At 74.0% G+C, this 14,544-nt stretch carries 16 protein-coding genes; 10 read left to right on the forward strand and 6 right to left on the reverse strand.

What is annotated here, in order from left to right:
* Window positions 1-85: 85 nt before the first annotated feature.
* Both DT019_RS04105 and DT019_RS04110 read left to right on the forward strand, forming a co-directional pair.
* Complete coding sequence (locus tag DT019_RS04105) at window positions 86-1,138, forward strand: hypothetical protein (protein WP_114035183.1); 1,053 nt, start codon at window positions 86-88, stop codon at window positions 1,136-1,138.
* Window positions 1,139-1,215: 77 nt separating this feature from the next.
* A complete protein-coding gene (locus DT019_RS04110) occupies window positions 1,216-2,514 on the forward strand; it encodes an MFS transporter (RefSeq protein ID WP_114035184.1) in 1,299 nt (432 codons plus the stop codon).
* Here DT019_RS04110 and DT019_RS04115 read toward each other — a convergent pair.
* A complete protein-coding gene (locus DT019_RS04115; RefSeq protein WP_114035185.1) occupies window positions 2,476-3,336 on the reverse strand; it encodes a spermidine synthase in 861 nt (286 codons plus the stop codon). The two genes, DT019_RS04110 and DT019_RS04115, sit on opposite strands and share 39 nt — an antisense overlap.
* Before the next feature lie 144 nt (window positions 3,337-3,480).
* On the reverse strand, window positions 3,481-4,650 hold the full coding sequence (tuf, locus tag DT019_RS04120; RefSeq protein ID WP_114035186.1) for an elongation factor Tu: 1,170 nt from the start codon (window positions 4,648-4,650) through the stop codon (window positions 3,481-3,483).
* Window positions 4,651-5,004: 354 nt separating this feature from the next.
* On the opposite strand from tuf, the gene DT019_RS04125 reads away from it, so the two are divergent.
* Window positions 5,005-5,709, forward strand: a complete 705-nt coding sequence (locus DT019_RS04125; protein WP_114035187.1) for a TVP38/TMEM64 family protein — start codon at window positions 5,005-5,007, stop codon at window positions 5,707-5,709.
* Between the two features lie 201 nt (window positions 5,710-5,910).
* Window positions 5,911-6,783, forward strand: a complete 873-nt coding sequence (locus tag DT019_RS04130) for an undecaprenyl-diphosphate phosphatase (protein WP_114035188.1) — start codon at window positions 5,911-5,913, stop codon at window positions 6,781-6,783.
* Between the two features lie 30 nt (window positions 6,784-6,813).
* On the opposite strand, the gene DT019_RS04135 is transcribed toward DT019_RS04130, so the two are convergent.
* Complete coding sequence (locus DT019_RS04135; protein ID WP_114035189.1) at window positions 6,814-7,194, reverse strand: hypothetical protein; 381 nt, start codon at window positions 7,192-7,194, stop codon at window positions 6,814-6,816.
* A gap of 220 nt (window positions 7,195-7,414) precedes the next feature.
* Here DT019_RS04135 and DT019_RS39400 point away from each other — a divergent pair, with 220 nt between their 5' ends.
* The 3 genes from DT019_RS39400 to DT019_RS04145 all read left to right on the forward strand — a co-directional run bounded on the left by DT019_RS39400 (window position 7,415) and on the right by DT019_RS04145 (window position 8,760).
* Window positions 7,415-7,591, forward strand: a complete 177-nt coding sequence (locus DT019_RS39400; protein WP_189389117.1) for a hypothetical protein — start codon at window positions 7,415-7,417, stop codon at window positions 7,589-7,591.
* Window positions 7,592-7,708: 117 nt separating this feature from the next.
* Window positions 7,709-7,906: a hypothetical protein gene (locus DT019_RS04140; protein ID WP_114035190.1), complete on the forward strand. Its 198-nt coding sequence runs from the start codon at window positions 7,709-7,711 to the stop codon at window positions 7,904-7,906.
* 53 nt (window positions 7,907-7,959) lie between these two features.
* Window positions 7,960-8,760, forward strand: coding sequence for a GNAT family N-acetyltransferase (locus DT019_RS04145; RefSeq protein ID WP_114035191.1), 801 nt, complete (start codon window positions 7,960-7,962; stop codon window positions 8,758-8,760).
* Between the two features lie 9 nt (window positions 8,761-8,769).
* On the opposite strand, the gene DT019_RS04150 is transcribed toward DT019_RS04145, so the two are convergent.
* Window positions 8,770-9,555 carry a crotonase/enoyl-CoA hydratase family protein gene (locus DT019_RS04150; protein WP_114035192.1) on the reverse strand — a complete coding sequence of 262 codons (786 nt, stop codon included), beginning with the start codon at window positions 9,553-9,555 and terminating at the stop codon, window positions 8,770-8,772.
* 83 nt (window positions 9,556-9,638) lie between these two features.
* Between DT019_RS04150 and DT019_RS04155 the strand changes: the two genes are divergently transcribed.
* Together DT019_RS04155 and lnt are read left to right on the forward strand one after the other, a co-directional pair.
* Window positions 9,639-10,118 carry a nuclear transport factor 2 family protein gene (locus tag DT019_RS04155; protein WP_114035193.1) on the forward strand — a complete coding sequence of 160 codons (480 nt, stop codon included), beginning with the start codon at window positions 9,639-9,641 and terminating at the stop codon, window positions 10,116-10,118.
* A gap of 110 nt (window positions 10,119-10,228) precedes the next feature.
* Window positions 10,229-11,800 carry an apolipoprotein N-acyltransferase gene (gene lnt, locus DT019_RS04160; protein ID WP_114035194.1) on the forward strand — a complete coding sequence of 524 codons (1,572 nt, stop codon included), beginning with the start codon at window positions 10,229-10,231 and terminating at the stop codon, window positions 11,798-11,800.
* On the opposite strand, the gene DT019_RS04165 is transcribed toward lnt, so the two are convergent.
* Together DT019_RS04165 and DT019_RS04170 are read right to left on the reverse strand one after the other, a co-directional pair.
* Entirely contained in the window at window positions 11,724-12,629 is a 906-nt protein-coding gene (locus DT019_RS04165; protein ID WP_114035195.1) for a Gfo/Idh/MocA family protein, read from the reverse strand. The two genes, lnt and DT019_RS04165, sit on opposite strands and share 77 nt — an antisense overlap.
* Window positions 12,626-13,864, reverse strand: a complete 1,239-nt coding sequence (locus DT019_RS04170; RefSeq protein ID WP_114035196.1) for an FAD-dependent monooxygenase — start codon at window positions 13,862-13,864, stop codon at window positions 12,626-12,628. Before DT019_RS04170 ends, DT019_RS04165 begins: the two co-directional genes overlap by 4 nt.
* A gap of 73 nt (window positions 13,865-13,937) precedes the next feature.
* On the opposite strand from DT019_RS04170, the gene DT019_RS04175 reads away from it, so the two are divergent.
* Entirely contained in the window at window positions 13,938-14,540 is a 603-nt protein-coding gene (locus DT019_RS04175) for a TetR/AcrR family transcriptional regulator (RefSeq protein ID WP_114035197.1), read from the forward strand.
* Window positions 14,541-14,544 lie beyond the last annotated feature (4 nt).

Raw genomic sequence — 14,544 nt, forward strand, 5'->3', positions numbered from 1 at the left:
GTTACCCATGAGTAGCGACCGTTGGCCATCCCCTGCCGGGGGCGGCCGTAGCAGGAGCACCGGGGCACCTCTATGGTTACTGGCCATGTGGCCAGGACAGCAGCCGCCCGGGGGCGAGCAGAACCCGCAGGATCCGAATCAGAACCCGTACCAGCAGCCGGGGTACCAGCAGCCGAATCCCTACCAGCAGCCGGGGCAGCAGCCCTCGCAGCCCGGGTATCCGCCGCAGGGTTACCAGACGCCCAACCCGTACCAGCAGCCGACGGTGCCGCAGTACCCGGTGGGGAGCCCGCTCGGGGCGCCGCAGCCGCCGGACAGCCCGGACGACAAGAACAAGAAGAAGACCACCCTCATCGCCATCATCGCGGCCACCGCCGTGGTCGTGGCCGCCGCCGTGACCGGCGTGCTGGTCCTCAAGGACGACGGCAAGAGCACCAACCAGGCCGACAAGGACAAGAAGTCGCCGTCGGCGCAGGCCTCCGGCTCGGACGCGCCGTCCTCCCCGGCCCCCAACCCGCGGGGCGCGGGCACCCAGGTCCAGCCGGTCATCGCGGGCTGGAAGGTCGTGGTGAACCCGACCAAGGGCGACGCCTTCGACGTGCCGCCGGACTGGGAGGTCGACAGCCCCGGCATGAGCGTGGGCTGGTCCGACAAGGCCGACCCCAACGGGTTCGGCGGCATGATGATGTCCGCCCCCGCGTACTACAAGTCCAAGTGGTGCACCGCCAAGAACTCCAGCGGCCGCGACGAGAACACCGCGCTGGCCAGCGTCGGGACCAAGGGTGCCAACGGCGCCAAGTCCACCGACGACGCCGCCGAGCAGGCCGACGACTGGCTGTACTACGCCTACACCCAGCCGGACAAGAACCACATCACCTCCGAGAAGCCGGTCCCCTACACCACCAAGTCCGGCCTCCAGGGCAGTGTGGTGCGCGCGAAGACGACGGGCGTGAAGAAGACGGACAAGTGCTCCACCGAGGGCCAGTCCGTGCTGTTCGGCTTCAAGACCGCCAAGGGCGACCTCGCCGCCTGGAGCTTCATCGCCAACACCGGCGTGCCCGACGCGGTCCCCGAGGACACCATCCAGAAGATCCTCAGCACCATCCGTCTGGTGCCGGTCACCGGCTCCGGTTCCTGACGGAGCCGGGGGCCCGGGCGCGAGCCGGGGCCACAAACGGTTTGGCGCCACGGGGTGGCGGCGGCGATAGTCCCTGAGTGACCTCCGCCGCCATCCCCTCGCCCGCGCGCCGCCCCTCCTGGGCGGGCCGCAACTACACCCTGCTGACCGCGGCCGCGGTGGTGACGAACCTGGGCAGCCAGGGCGCGCTGATCGCCGCCGCGTTCGCGGTGCTGCAGTCCGGCGGCAGCGGCGGCGACGTGGGTCTGGTCGCGGCGGCCCGCACCGTGCCGCTCGTCCTGTTCCTCCTGGTCGGCGGCGCACTCGCCGACCGGCTGCCGCGGCACCGGGTGATGGTCGCCGCCAACACCCTCAACTTCCTTTCCCAGGGCGCCTTCGCGCTCCTGGTCCTGACCGGCGATGCCCGGCTCTGGCAGATGATGGCGCTGACCGCGCTCGGCGGCGTCGGCCAGGCCTTCTTCGGTCCGGCCTCCGAGGGCATGCTGATGTCCAGCGTGAGCGGCCCGGAGGCGGGCCGCGCCTTCGCGCTCTACCGGATGGCGATGCACGGCGCGGGCATCGGCGGGGCCGCCCTCGGCGGTGCGCTGATCGCCGTGTTCGGCGCGGGCTGGGTGCTCGCCATCGACGCGGCGGCCTTCGCGGTGGCGGGCGCGCTGCGCGCCTTCCTCGACGTCGCCCACATACCGGCGCGCGAGGCCGGAGGGGGCCTGGTCTCCGATCTCCGCGACGGCTGGCGGGAGTTCGTCTCGCGGCCCTGGCTGTGGGCGATCGTGGTGCAGTTCGCGGTGGTCAACGCCGTGGTCGCGGCGGCCGAGGCGGTGTACGGGCCGCTGGTGGCCCGCGACGAGCTGGGCGGGCCGGGACCCTGGGGGATCGCGCTCGCCGCGTTCGGCGTCGGCACCGTCGCGGGCGCGCTCCTGATGACGCGCTGGAAGCCCCGCCGCCTGCTGCTCGCGGGCACCCTGTGCGTCTTCCCGCTGGCCCTGCCGTCGGCGGCGCTCGCGGTGCCGCTGCCGGTGGCCGCGCTCTCGGCGGTCATGCTCCTGACGGGCGTCTCGATCGAGGTCTTCGGCGTCTCCTGGATGACCGCCCTCAACCAGGAGATCCCGGAGGAGAAGCTCTCGCGCGTCTCCGCCTACGACTGGCTGGGCTCGATCGCCATGGTGCCGCTGGCCACCGCGCTGGCCGGCCCGGCCGAGAGCGCGGTCGGCCGCACGTCCGCGCTGTGGTGCTGCTCGGCACTGATCGTGCTGCTCACCGCCGCGGTGCTGTGTGTGCCCGGCGTACGCCGTCTGACCCGGCGCACCGAGGCGGTGGCCGCGCGCGGCAGCGGGGTGTCAGCCGATGCTGAAGGCGCCGTCGGGCGGCTCGGGTGAGGGCCGCGCGTCCGCGTCGCCGACCGGCTCGGCGTCCTTGACGAAGCGGCGCAGCGCGTCGCCGTGCTCGACCCGCGCCGGGAAGGCGTCGCCCGCAGTGCGCCGGGCCAGCGCGCCGACGTCCAGCGGGTGGTCCGAGGCGAGCAGCACCGCGTTCCCGAAGCGCCGCCCACGCAGCACGGACGGCTCGGCGATGAGCGCGACCTCCGCGAACACGGCCTGGAACGTGGCGAGTTGGGACCGCAGGAACGCGAAGGGCGCGCCGTCCGCGAGGTTCGCCGCGTAGACACCGCCGGGTTTCAGGACCCGCCGGGCGACCCGGGCGTACTCGATCGAGGTGAGGTGCGCGGGCACGCGTGAGCCCCCGAAGACGTCCGCGACGAGCAGGTCCACCGAGGCTGCGGGCGCTCCTTCGGCCCAGGCCCGGGCATCCGCCGCGTGCACGGCGATCCCGCAGTTCCCGGGCACCGGCAGGTGTTCCCGGACGAGTTGGACCAGCGCGCGGTCGGCGTCCACCACGTCCTGGCGGGAGCCGGGCCGCGTCGCCGCCACATAGCGGGGCAGGGTGAGCGCGCCGCCGCCGAGGTGCAGCACGTCGAGCGGGGCGCCCTCGTCGGCCGCGCAGTCCACGACATGGGCGAGCCTGCGGGCGTACTCGAACTCGATGTACGTCGGGTCGTCGAGGTCCACGTAGGACTGCGGGGCGCCGTCCACGGTCAGCAGCCAGGCCCGCTCGCGGTCGATGTCGGGCAGCAGCTTGGCGGTGCCCCAGTCGACCTCCCGGACGACGGGTATCGGCTCGGCGTGCTGGTCGTCGTTCACGGTCCCATTGTGCGCCCGCGGCCGGCTCCGGGCTGCCGGCCGCGGCGGGGGCGACGGCCGAAGCGGCGCCGCACCGTGGCCCGGGAAGCGGCGAGCGCCAACGGCCCGCCTCTCCCCGGGTGGTGGGAGAGGCGGGCCGGCCGGTCACAGGACCGAGGTGACCGTGCCGGCGCCGATGGTGCGGCCGCCCTCGCGGATGGCGAAGCCGAGGCCCGGCTCCAGGGGCGTGTCGCGGCCCAGCTCGACGGTCATGGTGACCCGGTCGCCGGGCCGCGCGACGGCCGCCTCACCGAGGTCGACGTCACCGACCACGTCCGCGGTGCGGAGGTAGAACTGCGGCCGGTAGCCGGTCGATATCGGCGTGGAGCGGCCGCCCTCGCGCGTGGAGAGGACGTACACCTGGGCGGTGAACCTCCGGCTCGGCGTCACGCTGCCCGGCTCGGCGACCACGTGCCCGCGGCGGACCGCGTCACGTGGCACCCCGCGCAGCAGCAGCGCCACGTTGTCGCCGGCCTGCGCCGACTCCATGGGCTTGCCGAAGGTCTCCAGGCCGGTGACCACCGACTCGACGTCCGCGCCCAGCACCTGGACCCGGTCGCCGACCCGCACGGTGCCGCGCTCGACCGCTCCGGTGACGACGGTGCCGCGGCCCGTGATGGTGAGCACGTTCTCGACCGGCAGCAGGAACGGCGCGTCCACGTACCGCTCGGGCATCGGCACATAGGTGTCCACGGCGTCGAGCAGCGCGCCGATCGCCTCGGTCCACCGCGGCTCGCCCTCCAGGGCCTTGAGCCCGGAGACCCGGACCACGGGCACGCTGTCGCCCCCGTAGCCGTGCGCGGAGAGCAGCTCGCGCACCTCCAGCTCGACCAGGTCCGCCAGCTCCTCGTCACCGACGTCGGCCTTGTTGAGCGCGACGACGATGTGGTTCACGCCCACCTGCCGGGCGAGCAGGACGTGCTCGGCGGTCTGCGGCATGATCCCGTCCAGCGCGGAGACGACGAGGATCGCCCCGTCGAGCTGGGCCGCGCCGGTGACCATGTTCTTGACGTAGTCGGCGTGACCCGGCATGTCGACGTGCGCGTAGTGGCGGGTGTCGGTCTCGTACTCGACGTGCGCGATGTTGATGGTGATGCCGCGGGCGGCCTCCTCCGGGGCCCGGTCGATCCGGTCGAACGGCACGAACGTGCCGCTGCCGCGCTCGGCGAGCACTTTGGTGATGGCGGCGGTCAGGGTCGTCTTGCCGTGGTCGACATGGCCCATGGTGCCGATGTTGAGGTGGGGCTTGGTGCGTACGTATGCCGTCTTGGGCATGGCTGAATGTCCCTCGCGTGGTCGCGGAGCTGAGCTGGGACCCCTGCGTCGGGCCGACCCTCCCCGTGCGGGGTCCGCCGGACTGTCCGGGAAGGGTCAGCCTCGGGCGCCGCCGAAGGGCGCCGCGGCCGTGAGTGCGTCGGCCGCTGTGAGGACGGCAGCCTTCGGCGCGTCCGCGACTGCGGACGGCGCTGCGGGGAAGGCGTACCTGGACATGTCGCCGATCATCCCCGTCGGCCGCGGGCGCGTCGAATGGTTTTCGGCGGGCGGAAGTTGGCGGCGGCCCGGTGCGCACGGGGCCCCGCCGCGCCCCCGTTACGGCGATCACATCACCGCGTCGGTTAGTCTCCCCGGATGCTCGACCCCGCCGTCCGCCCGTCCCCCGGCCTCGCCGCCCGCTGCACGCGAGCCGTACTCTCGCCCTGGGCGCGGCTCGCGCTGCTCGTGGTGGTGCTCGCGGCCGCCGGGACCGCCGTGCTGGTGCTCCAGCCGCAGCGGCTGCTCGCCGACGGCTGGCCGCCGCAGGTGGGCGGGGCCGGGGCGGTGGCGCTCTTCGCGGTGGCGTACGGGCTGTGCACGGCGGCGTTCGTGCCGCGCCCGATCCTCAATCTGGCCGCCGGGGCCCTCTTCGCCACCTCGGCCGGGCTGGTGTCCTCGCTCGCGGGCACGGTGCTCGGGGCGGGCATCTCCTTCGGGCTCGGCCGGGTGCTCGGGCAGGACGCGCTGCGGCCCCTGCTGCGCGGGCGCTGGCTGAAGGCCGCGGACGGCCAGCTGTCGCGGCACGGCTTCCGCTCGATGATGGCGATCCGGCTGTTCCCCGGGGTGCCCTTCGCCGCCGCCAACTACTGCGCGGCGGTCTCGCGCATGGGGTGGGCGCCGTTCCTGCTCGCGACGGGCCTCGGTTCGGTGCCCAACACCCTCGCGTACGTGGTCGCGGGCAGCACCGCCTCGTCGCCCACCTCACCCGCCTTCCTGATCTCGATGGGCTTCATCGTGCTGAGCGGGGCCGCGGCCGCCGTGGTGGCCTGGCGCAAGCGGCACCGGCTGCGGGCGCGGTAGCGGGCGGTCCGGCTCCCCCGCGGCCCGGTCGGCCGCGCTTCCTGCGGGCCGCGCGGCGTCAACCGTCCGTTCACCCATGGTCGTTACCGTGCCGCTCACCGCGCAAGATCACCGGTGCAGCCGCGCTGCCCCGGCGCTCCGGCCGGTCCCCTTCATGCCGACCGGCCGCGGCCTCGACCCTCTTGGATGGCACACTTCCCCATGTCCTGGTTCGAATCGTTCATACTCGGGCTCGTGCAGGGGCTCACGGAGTTCCTGCCCATCTCCTCCAGCGCGCATCTGCGGCTGACCGCCGCCTTCGCGGGCTGGCAGGACCCGGGTCCCGCGTTCACCGCGATCACCCAGATCGGCACCGAGACGGCCGTCCTCATCTACTTCCGCGCGGACATCGCGCGGATCGTCTCGGCCTGGTTCCGCTCGCTCACAGACCGCTCCCTGCGCGGCGACCACGATGCGCGGACGGGCTGGCTGGTGATCGTCGGCTCGCTGCCGATCGGGGTGCTCGGCCTCGTCCTGAAGCACCACATCGACACCTCCTTCCGCGATCTGCGGGTGATCGCCACGACGCTGGTCGTGATGGGCGTCGTGCTCGGCGTGGCCGACCGGCTGGCGGCCCGCGACGAGTCGGGCGGCCGGCACCGGGCCGCCCGGGAACGCAAGTCGCTGCGCGAACTCAGCACCAGGGACGGCCTGGTCTACGGCGTCTGCCAGGCCATGGCCCTCATCCCGGGCGTCTCGCGCTCCGGCGCCACCATCAGCGGCGGCCTGCTCATGGGCTACACCCGCGCGGCGGCGGCCCGTTACTCCTTCCTGCTCGCCGTCCCTGCCGTCCTCGCCTCCGGGGTCTTCGAGCTCAAGGACGCGGGCGGCCCGGGGCAGGCGCCGATGGCGGCGACGCTGTTCGCCGCCGTCATCGCCTTCGCCGTGGGGTACGCGGTCATCGCCTGGTTCATGCGGTTCATCTCCAGCAGGAGCTTCATGCCGTTCGTGGCCTACCGCATCGTTCTGGGCACCGCCCTGTTCGCCCTCATCGCGGCCGGGTCCCTCGATCCGGACGCGGGCGAAGGGCTCTGACTCCCCTGTGCGGTGCGGCGGTTGGCGCGCTCAGCGGGCCGCCCGACCGGGGCCGCCCTCCCCCTTCAGCTCCTCCGCACGCAGGGCCAGGTCCTGGAGCACGTCGGCCGACGACACGTCCTGCTCGCCGCCGTCGTGGACCTCGGCAAGCGCCACGAAGGCCAGACTGAAGGCGGCGACCAGCTGCCGGATGGCCCCGCCGACCTCCCGGGCCACCAGGGTGGCCACCTCCTGCGGGGTGGCGTCGGCCGGGATCTCCATGCGCGGCATCGTCTCGTTGAGCAGAGCCGTGACGATGCCGATCTCCCGGTCCCCGACGGCCCGTTCGCCGTCCTCCTCCAGGCGGCGGCGGTAGTCCCCGGCCTCGGTGAGAATGCCGATCACTCGCTTGAGAACCTCGCTCTGCTCCATGCCGCGAGGATAGGCGCAGACGCTCGCCACGGCCCGGACAACGCCCGGGCCGCGCCGGTCAGTTGCCGCACCGCTGCCGCACCCCGGCCGGTTCCCGCCGTCCGGATCACGCCGCCGGACCGATGCGTTCCGGCCGTCCCATCGTCCTCAACCGCCTCATGTTGGCTGAGAGTTCCCACTCCGTGGCGGTGGGTCACCTCCTGGCCGTAGGGTTGTCCTCATGCCCCCGACTCACGACCGCCGCTCCCTTCGCCCTGCCGACGTGGTGAACGCGGAGATCCGCTCCCTGTGGGAGCGGTCCGACGGACGCCTCTCGCCCGAGGAGGAGGAGCGCTACCACTGGCTCCTGGTCGAGTGGGCCGCCGCCGTACGCACGGACGCCGTCCAGGCGGCCTGACCCGGCCCGGCCCAAACCTCCCGAATCCTGTGACCTTGACCACCTCGGACCGCTCCCACCTGGGCTTCGGCCTGTTCGGCGGGGTCGGATGTCCGACCGGACCCGTAGCCTGGTGCCATGTCCTCCTCCCCCGAACGGCCCGGCGCGGCGCCGACCGACGCGGATGCCGCCAACGACGCCATCCGTGCGCTCGTCGACGGCGCGGACGGGCACTGGCCCGCGGAGGAGTACGAGCGGCTGCTCGCCGAGTGGGCCGCGGCCGTGGGTGACGGCGCCCCGCTCGCCGCGGGAACCGTCTCCAAGCCGCAGGCCTGAGCCGCGCGAATTCCAGTTGCCGCGGTCCTTCTCACGGTGTTCAAGTGACCGCCATGGACACGCACACGCCGCACGGCGACACCGCTGACGAACTGCTGGCGATCTTCGACCGGCAGCTGCGCAAGAACGCCCTGCCCGACGGGCCCCTGGCCACCGTCGAGCGGGCCGCCCGTGTCGTACGGCAGGTGGGTCCCGGCCCGGTGTGGAACGGCATCCTCTGGTCGGACCTGACGGCGGACACCGCCGACGCGGAGATCGCGGCGCAGGCGCGCCACTTCGCCTCCCTCGGCCAGGAGTGCGAGTGGAAGCTGTACGCGCACGACCGCCCCGCCGACCTCGGGCAGCGGCTGCGGGCGGCCGGTTTCGAGGCCGAGCCCGAGGAGACCGTCATGGTGGCCCGGGTGGCGGACCTCCCCCTCGACGTCGCGCCCGCGGACGGCGTAACCCTGTGTCCGGTCACCGACGAGGCCGGGGTCGACCTCATGGCGCACGTCCACGACCGGGCCTTCGGCAACGACGGGTCAGGTTTCCGGGCGCGGCTGCTCGCCCAGTTCGCCGAGGCCCCCGAGACCGTCACGGCGGTCGTCGCGATGGCCGGCGACACCCCGGTGAGCGCGGCCCGCATGGACTTCCACCCCGGCACGGACTTCGCCAGCCTCTGGGGCGGCGGCACCCTGCCCGAGTGGCGCGGCAAGGGCATCTACCGCGCCCTGATCGCCTACCGCGCCCGCATCGCCGCCGAGCGCGGCTACCGCTACCTCCAGGTCGACGCGTCCGACCAGAGCCGCCCCATCCTGCGACGCCTCGGCTTCACCCCGCTGACCGTGACGACGCCGTACGTGCGCAAGCCGTAGGCCCCAGTCTCAGCCCCGGCCCTCGAACGCTCCGTGCCGGCCGGCCCCTGCGGCGAACCGCGCCGCGCCCGCGGCCGCCTCGCCCAGCGCGTGCGTGCCGTGCCGCACCTCGTTGAGCAGGGCCTCCGCCTCGCCGAGGCCCTCCTGTTCGAGCAGCGACATCCGGTCGTGGCGCAGGCAGACCGGCGGGAAGGCTGCGATCTCCGCGGCGAGCCGCTCCGCCGCCGCGCGGGCGGTGCCGTTCGCGACGACGCGGTCGGCGAGGCCGATGGCCCTCGCCTCCGCCGCGTCCACCGGCCGGCCGGTGAGGACGAGGTCCATCGCGCGGCCCGCCCCGATGAGCCGAGGAAGGCGCACGGTCCCGCCGTCGATCAGGGGCACGCCCCAGCGCCGGCAGAAGACCCCGAACACGGCGTCCTCCTCCATCACGCGTAGATCGCACCACAGCGCGAGTTCGAGGCCGCCCGCCACCGCGTGCCCGGCCACGGCCGCGATCACCGGCTTGGAGAGCCTGAGCCGGGTCGGGCCCATCGGCCCGTCGCCGTCCTCGGTCACGGTGTTGCCGCGTTCGGTGCCGATGGCCTTGACGTCGGCGCCCGCGCAGAACGTGCCGCCCTCGCCCCAGAGCACCGCCACCGCGGCCTCCTCGTCGGCCTCGAAGGCGCGGAAGGCGTCGGCGAGCAGGCGTGCGGTGGGGCCGTCCACCGCGTTGCGGACGCCGGGGCGCGACAGGATCACCGTGGTGACCGGGCCGCGCCGTTCGCTGCGTACCGGGGGGAGGGTCTCGTCCGTCATGGCGCCAGCCGTAGCACGGGGCGCCAACGGGCCACAAGTGCAGGGCTCTTGGCGTGCGGCGCCGGCTGCCGGAGACTGAGCCGATGACGCAGCGCGTGGATCTCGGCACCCTCCTTGACCGCTTGGCCATCGACGAACTCGTCACCGGATACGCCGCGGCCGTCGACGACGGGGACTGGACCGCCTACCGCGCCCTGTTCTGCGCCGACGGCCGCGCCGACTACCGGCCGGCGGGCGGCATCGAGGGCCCGGCCGAGGAGGTGGCCCGCTGGCTCGCCGAGACGATGCGGCTCTTCCCGGTCCGCCAGCACCTGATCACCAACCGTCTCGTGACCCTCCAGGATCTCGGTGGCTATCCGGGCGACCGGGCCGAGCTGCGCGCCGACTACCTCAACCCCATGTGCTTCGGCGGTGACGGCGGTGGGACGCCCTCCGCGCCCGACTTCGAGTCCGGTGGGCGCTACGCGTTCTCGCTGCTCCGCACGGACACCGGCTGGGGGCTGCGGTCGGTGACCGTGCACGAGAAGTGGCGGCGGATGTCGGGGGCGCTCGCCGGGGGCTGAGCGGCGGGCGGGACGCGCCGGGCGCCCCGCCGTCTGTGCGCGCGGGCGCCGCTCCCCCACACTGGTCAGTGCGGGGGCCACTGATCACGGGGGTGGCGAGGAGGCGCGGTATGCGGATTCCGGTCGGCCGTCATACACCACGACTGACGTCGGCCTGGTGGCGCGGCGCGGCCGCGGTGCTCGCCGGGGCGCTGCCCGCGCTCGCCTTCCCGGCGCCCTCGCTGTGGTGGTTCGCGTACGTGGCGCTCGTGCCCTGGCTGCTTCTGGTCCGCTCCGCGGGCAGTGCGCGGCGGGCCGCGCTGGACGGCTGGCTCGGCGGCACCGGTTTCATGCTGGCCGTGCACCACTGGCTGCTGCCCAGCCTCAATGTCTTCATCGTGGTGCTCGCGGCGCTGCTCGGGCTGTTGTGGGCGCCCTGGGGCGTGCTCGTGCGCTCGACGCTGGGCGGCCGCCCGAGTACCCCGCGGGCGCTGACGGCCGTCGTGGTGGTGCCCTCGGGCTGGCTGATGGTCGAGCTCGTCCGGTCGTGGCAGGGGCTCGGCGGTCCGTGGGGGCTGCTCGGCGCGAGCCAGTGGGAGGTCACGCCCGCGCTGCGGCTGATGTCGGTGGGCGGGGTGTGGCTGGTCAGCCTGCTCGTGGTCGCGGTGAACACCGCCGTCGCCCTGGGTGTGGCACTCCCCCCTGTGCGGATCGCGATGGTCTCGGCCCTGGTGGTGTGCGCCCTCACGACCGGTGCCGTGTGGATGTGGGCTCCGCACATGGAGCGGGACGGACATCTCCGGGTCGCCGTCGTACAGCCGGGTGTGATCGAGAACGGCGATGCCCGCTTCGCCCGCAGCGAGGCGCTGACCCGGGCCCTGGCGGGGCAGCACGTGGACCTCGTGGTGTGGGGCGAGAGCAGTGTCGGTCAGGACCTGACCGCCCGGCCGGACCTGGCCGCGCGGATCGCGGCGCTCTCCCGGGACCTGGACGCGGACATCCTGGTGAACGTCGACGCGCGCAGGTCCGACAAGCCGGGGATCTTCAAGAGTTCGGTCCTCGTCGGCCCCCACGGCCCGACCGGGCAGCGCTACGACAAGATGCGGCTCGTGCCGTTCGGCGAGTACATCCCGGCCCGTTCGCTGCTCGGCTGGGCCACCTCGGTCGGCAAGGCCGCAGGCGAGGACCGCCGGCGCGGCACCACCCCGGTGGTGATGACGCTGCCGGACGCGGTGCGGGTGGGACCGCTGGTGTGCTTCGAGTCGGCGTTCCCCGACATGAGCCGCCATCTGGTGCGCGGCGGCGCCCAGGTGCTCATCGCGCAGTCGTCCACCTCGACGTTCCAGGACACCTGGGCGCCGGCCCAGCACGCCTCGCTGGGCGCGCTGCGCGCCGCCGAGACGGGACGCCCGATGGTCCATGCGACCCTGACCGGCATCAGCGCGGTCTACGGCCCGGACGGCGGCCGGATCGAGACGTGGCTGCCCACCACGGCCAGCACCTCCGCCGTGTACGACATCCCGCTGGCCACCGGCACCACGCCGTATGTGCGCCTGGGCGACTGGGCCGTGTACGCGGCGCTCGTCGCGCTCGCCGTGTACTGCGCGGCCGAGGGCGCCCGTGCCCTCAGGAGGCCTGCTCCCACGCCTCCCGCACCACCCGCTCGCACAGCTCGTGCGTCGCAAGAGCGTCCTGTGCGCTGAGCGTCTTGCCCGCCCGTACGGCGTCGAGGAAGGCGAGGACCGCCTGCTCGATGCCGCGCTGGCGGGCCACCGGCACCCAGTCGCCGCGGCGGCGCACGGTCGGCTGCCCCTTGTGGTCGATCACCTCGGCGAGGTTGAGGACCTGGCGCTTGGTGTCCTGGCCGGAGACCTCCAGGATCTCCTCGGTGGAGCCGTTCATGCGGTTCATGGTGCCGATCGCGGTGAAGCCCTCGCCGGAGAGCTGGAGCACCACGTGCTCCATCAGGCCCGCGCGGACCCGGGCCCGTACGACGGTGTGCTCGATCGGCCCCGGCACGAGGAAGCGCAGTGTGTCCACGACGTGGATGAAGTCGTCGAGCACCAGGGTGCGCGGGTCCTCGGGGAGTCCGACGCGGTTCTTCTGCATCAGGATCAGCTCGCGCGGATGGTCGGCGCACTGGGCGTAGCCGGGGGCGAGCCGCCGGTTGAAGCCGACGGTGAGGCCGACCCCGCGCTCCTCGGCGAGCGCCACGAGCCGCTCGGAGTCGGCGAGTTCGTACGCCAGCGGCTTGTCGACATACGTCGGGACGCCCGCCTCGATCAGCCGGGTCACGATCTGCGGGTGCACCGCGGTCGGCGCGTGCACGAACGCCGCGTCGAGGTCCTGCGCGAGCAGCGAGTCGAGGTCGGCGTGGCACCGCGCGGCGGGGACGCGGTGGGCGTCGGCCACCTTCGCGAGGGTGGCCGGGGTGCGGGTCTGCAGATGCAGTTCCGTACCGGGCAGCGTGGCCAGGACGGGCAGATAGGCCTTCTGCGCGATGTCCCCGAGTCCGATGCAGCCGACCTTCACAGGGTCTCCTGTCGCCGAGTGTTGTCCTGCTTGATTGCCTGGTCAGCATACGTGCGCCCGGGTGGCTGCCAGGTGGCGATGTCCTTGAAGGAGCGGAGCACGAAGGAGGGGCCGAGGCGCGAGAGCGTACCGATGAGGGTGTCGCGGACCGCGATGGCCACCGGGCCGCGCATCAGGTTGAGGCGGGCGGCCCGGTCCGCCCGTCGCGCGATGCCCATGGTGCGCGGCAGCCGCTCGGCGCTGTAGCGGTCGAGTCCGTCGGCGGGGTCGGCCCGCGGCGACATGTGGTGGGCGAGGACCACGGCGTCCTCGACGGCCTGGTTGCCGCCCTGGCCGAGCGTGGGCGCCATGGCGTGCGCAGCGTCGCCGACCAGGGCGACCCGGCCCCGGTGGTAGGCGGGCAGCGCCGTGGCCATCCAGTACACGTCGTTGCGCAGCACCGGGCCGCCCTCGGCCGCGTCGAGGACGGCCGGAACCGGGTCGTGCCAGGTGCCGAACAGCCTGCGCAGTTCGGCCAATTCACCGTCCGCGGCGTGCCCGCCCGGCGCGGTCCTGGCCGCCGCGTACGCGTACACCCGGCCGTCCTTCAGGGGCTGGGTGCCCCAGATGCGGCCGGGCCCCCAGGTCTCGTGCGGAGCGAAGGGCCGGCCGGGGCCGGGCACCACGACGCGCCATGTGGTGAATCCGGCGTAGGCGGGTCCCGGGTGGGCGGGGAAGAGGGCCGTGCGCAGCGTGGAGTGGATGCCGTCGGCGCCGACCACCAGGTCCGCCGCGATGTCCCCGGCGGCGGTGCGGAGCACCGCGGGTCGGTCGGCGCCCCCGTGGTCGACCAGTTCGGCGGCCGCGCCGGTGCGCACGGTGCCTTCGGGCAGCGCGGCGGCGAGGATGTCGATGAGGGTGGCCCGGTGCAGCAGGACGACCGGGCCGCCGAACGCCTCGGCCGCGGCCCGCGGGTCGGTGCGCGAGAGCCAGCGCCCGCCCGGGGTGCGCAGGCCGCCCTCGCCCTGCCAGGCGGCGAGCGCCCGGAGGGGGTCGCCCAGGCCGATGACGTCCAGGGCGCGCTGGGCGTTGGGCGCGAGCGCGATGCCCGCGCCGACCGGCCTCAGCTCCTCGGCCCGCTCCAGGACGGTGACCTGCCAGCCGCGCCGGATCAGCGCGGCGGCGGCGGTGAGCCCGCCGATGCCGCCGCCGACGACCACCGCTCGCGCCGCGGCGCCCCTGCCGTTCCCGCTCATGACACTCCCTCCGACTACACCCGTAGTGCGCGCCACGCTACTACAGCTGTAGTGCGCGGGATAGATTGCTCCCATGACCGCACGCCCCCCGCGCACCCCGCGCGGCGAACTCATCGCCGACACCGCGCTGGCCCTGCTCGTCGAGCGCGGCATGCGCGGGCTGACCCACCGGGCCGTCGACGAGCTCGCCGGACTGCCGCCCGGCTCGACCTCCAACCAGGCGCGCACCCGGCAGGCTCTGCTGGAGGTGGCGGTGGGACGGCAGGCCGAACGGGAGGCCAGAGTGCTCGTTCCCGCCGAGCTGCCGGTGCCCGGCGGCGGCCTCGACGACCTGGCCGCCTCGCTCGCCCTGGCGCTGCACCGCTATCTGACCGGCAACCGCGAACTGCTCGTGTCCCGATACGAGTTGGCCCTGGAGGCGACCCGGCGCCCCGAACTCCGCGCCTACTACGACGCGGCCGGGCAGCGGTTCAGGGAGCCCCTGGTGGCGCTGATGCGGGCGGCCGGGTCCGAGGCGCCCGAACGCCACGCGCTGTCCCTGATCTCCTGGAGCGAGGGGCTGATGTTCTCCTGCGCCGCCGGTTCGTACCACGCCGAGGTGCCCTCCGAGCCGGAGATCCGCCGCGGCTTCACCGAGTTGCTGCGCGGCATGCTCGCCGGGCCGCCGCCGCGATGAACGG

Source organism: Streptomyces sp. SDr-06 (assembly GCF_003324565.1).
Classification (GTDB): Bacteria; Actinomycetota; Actinomycetes; order Streptomycetales; family Streptomycetaceae; genus Streptomyces.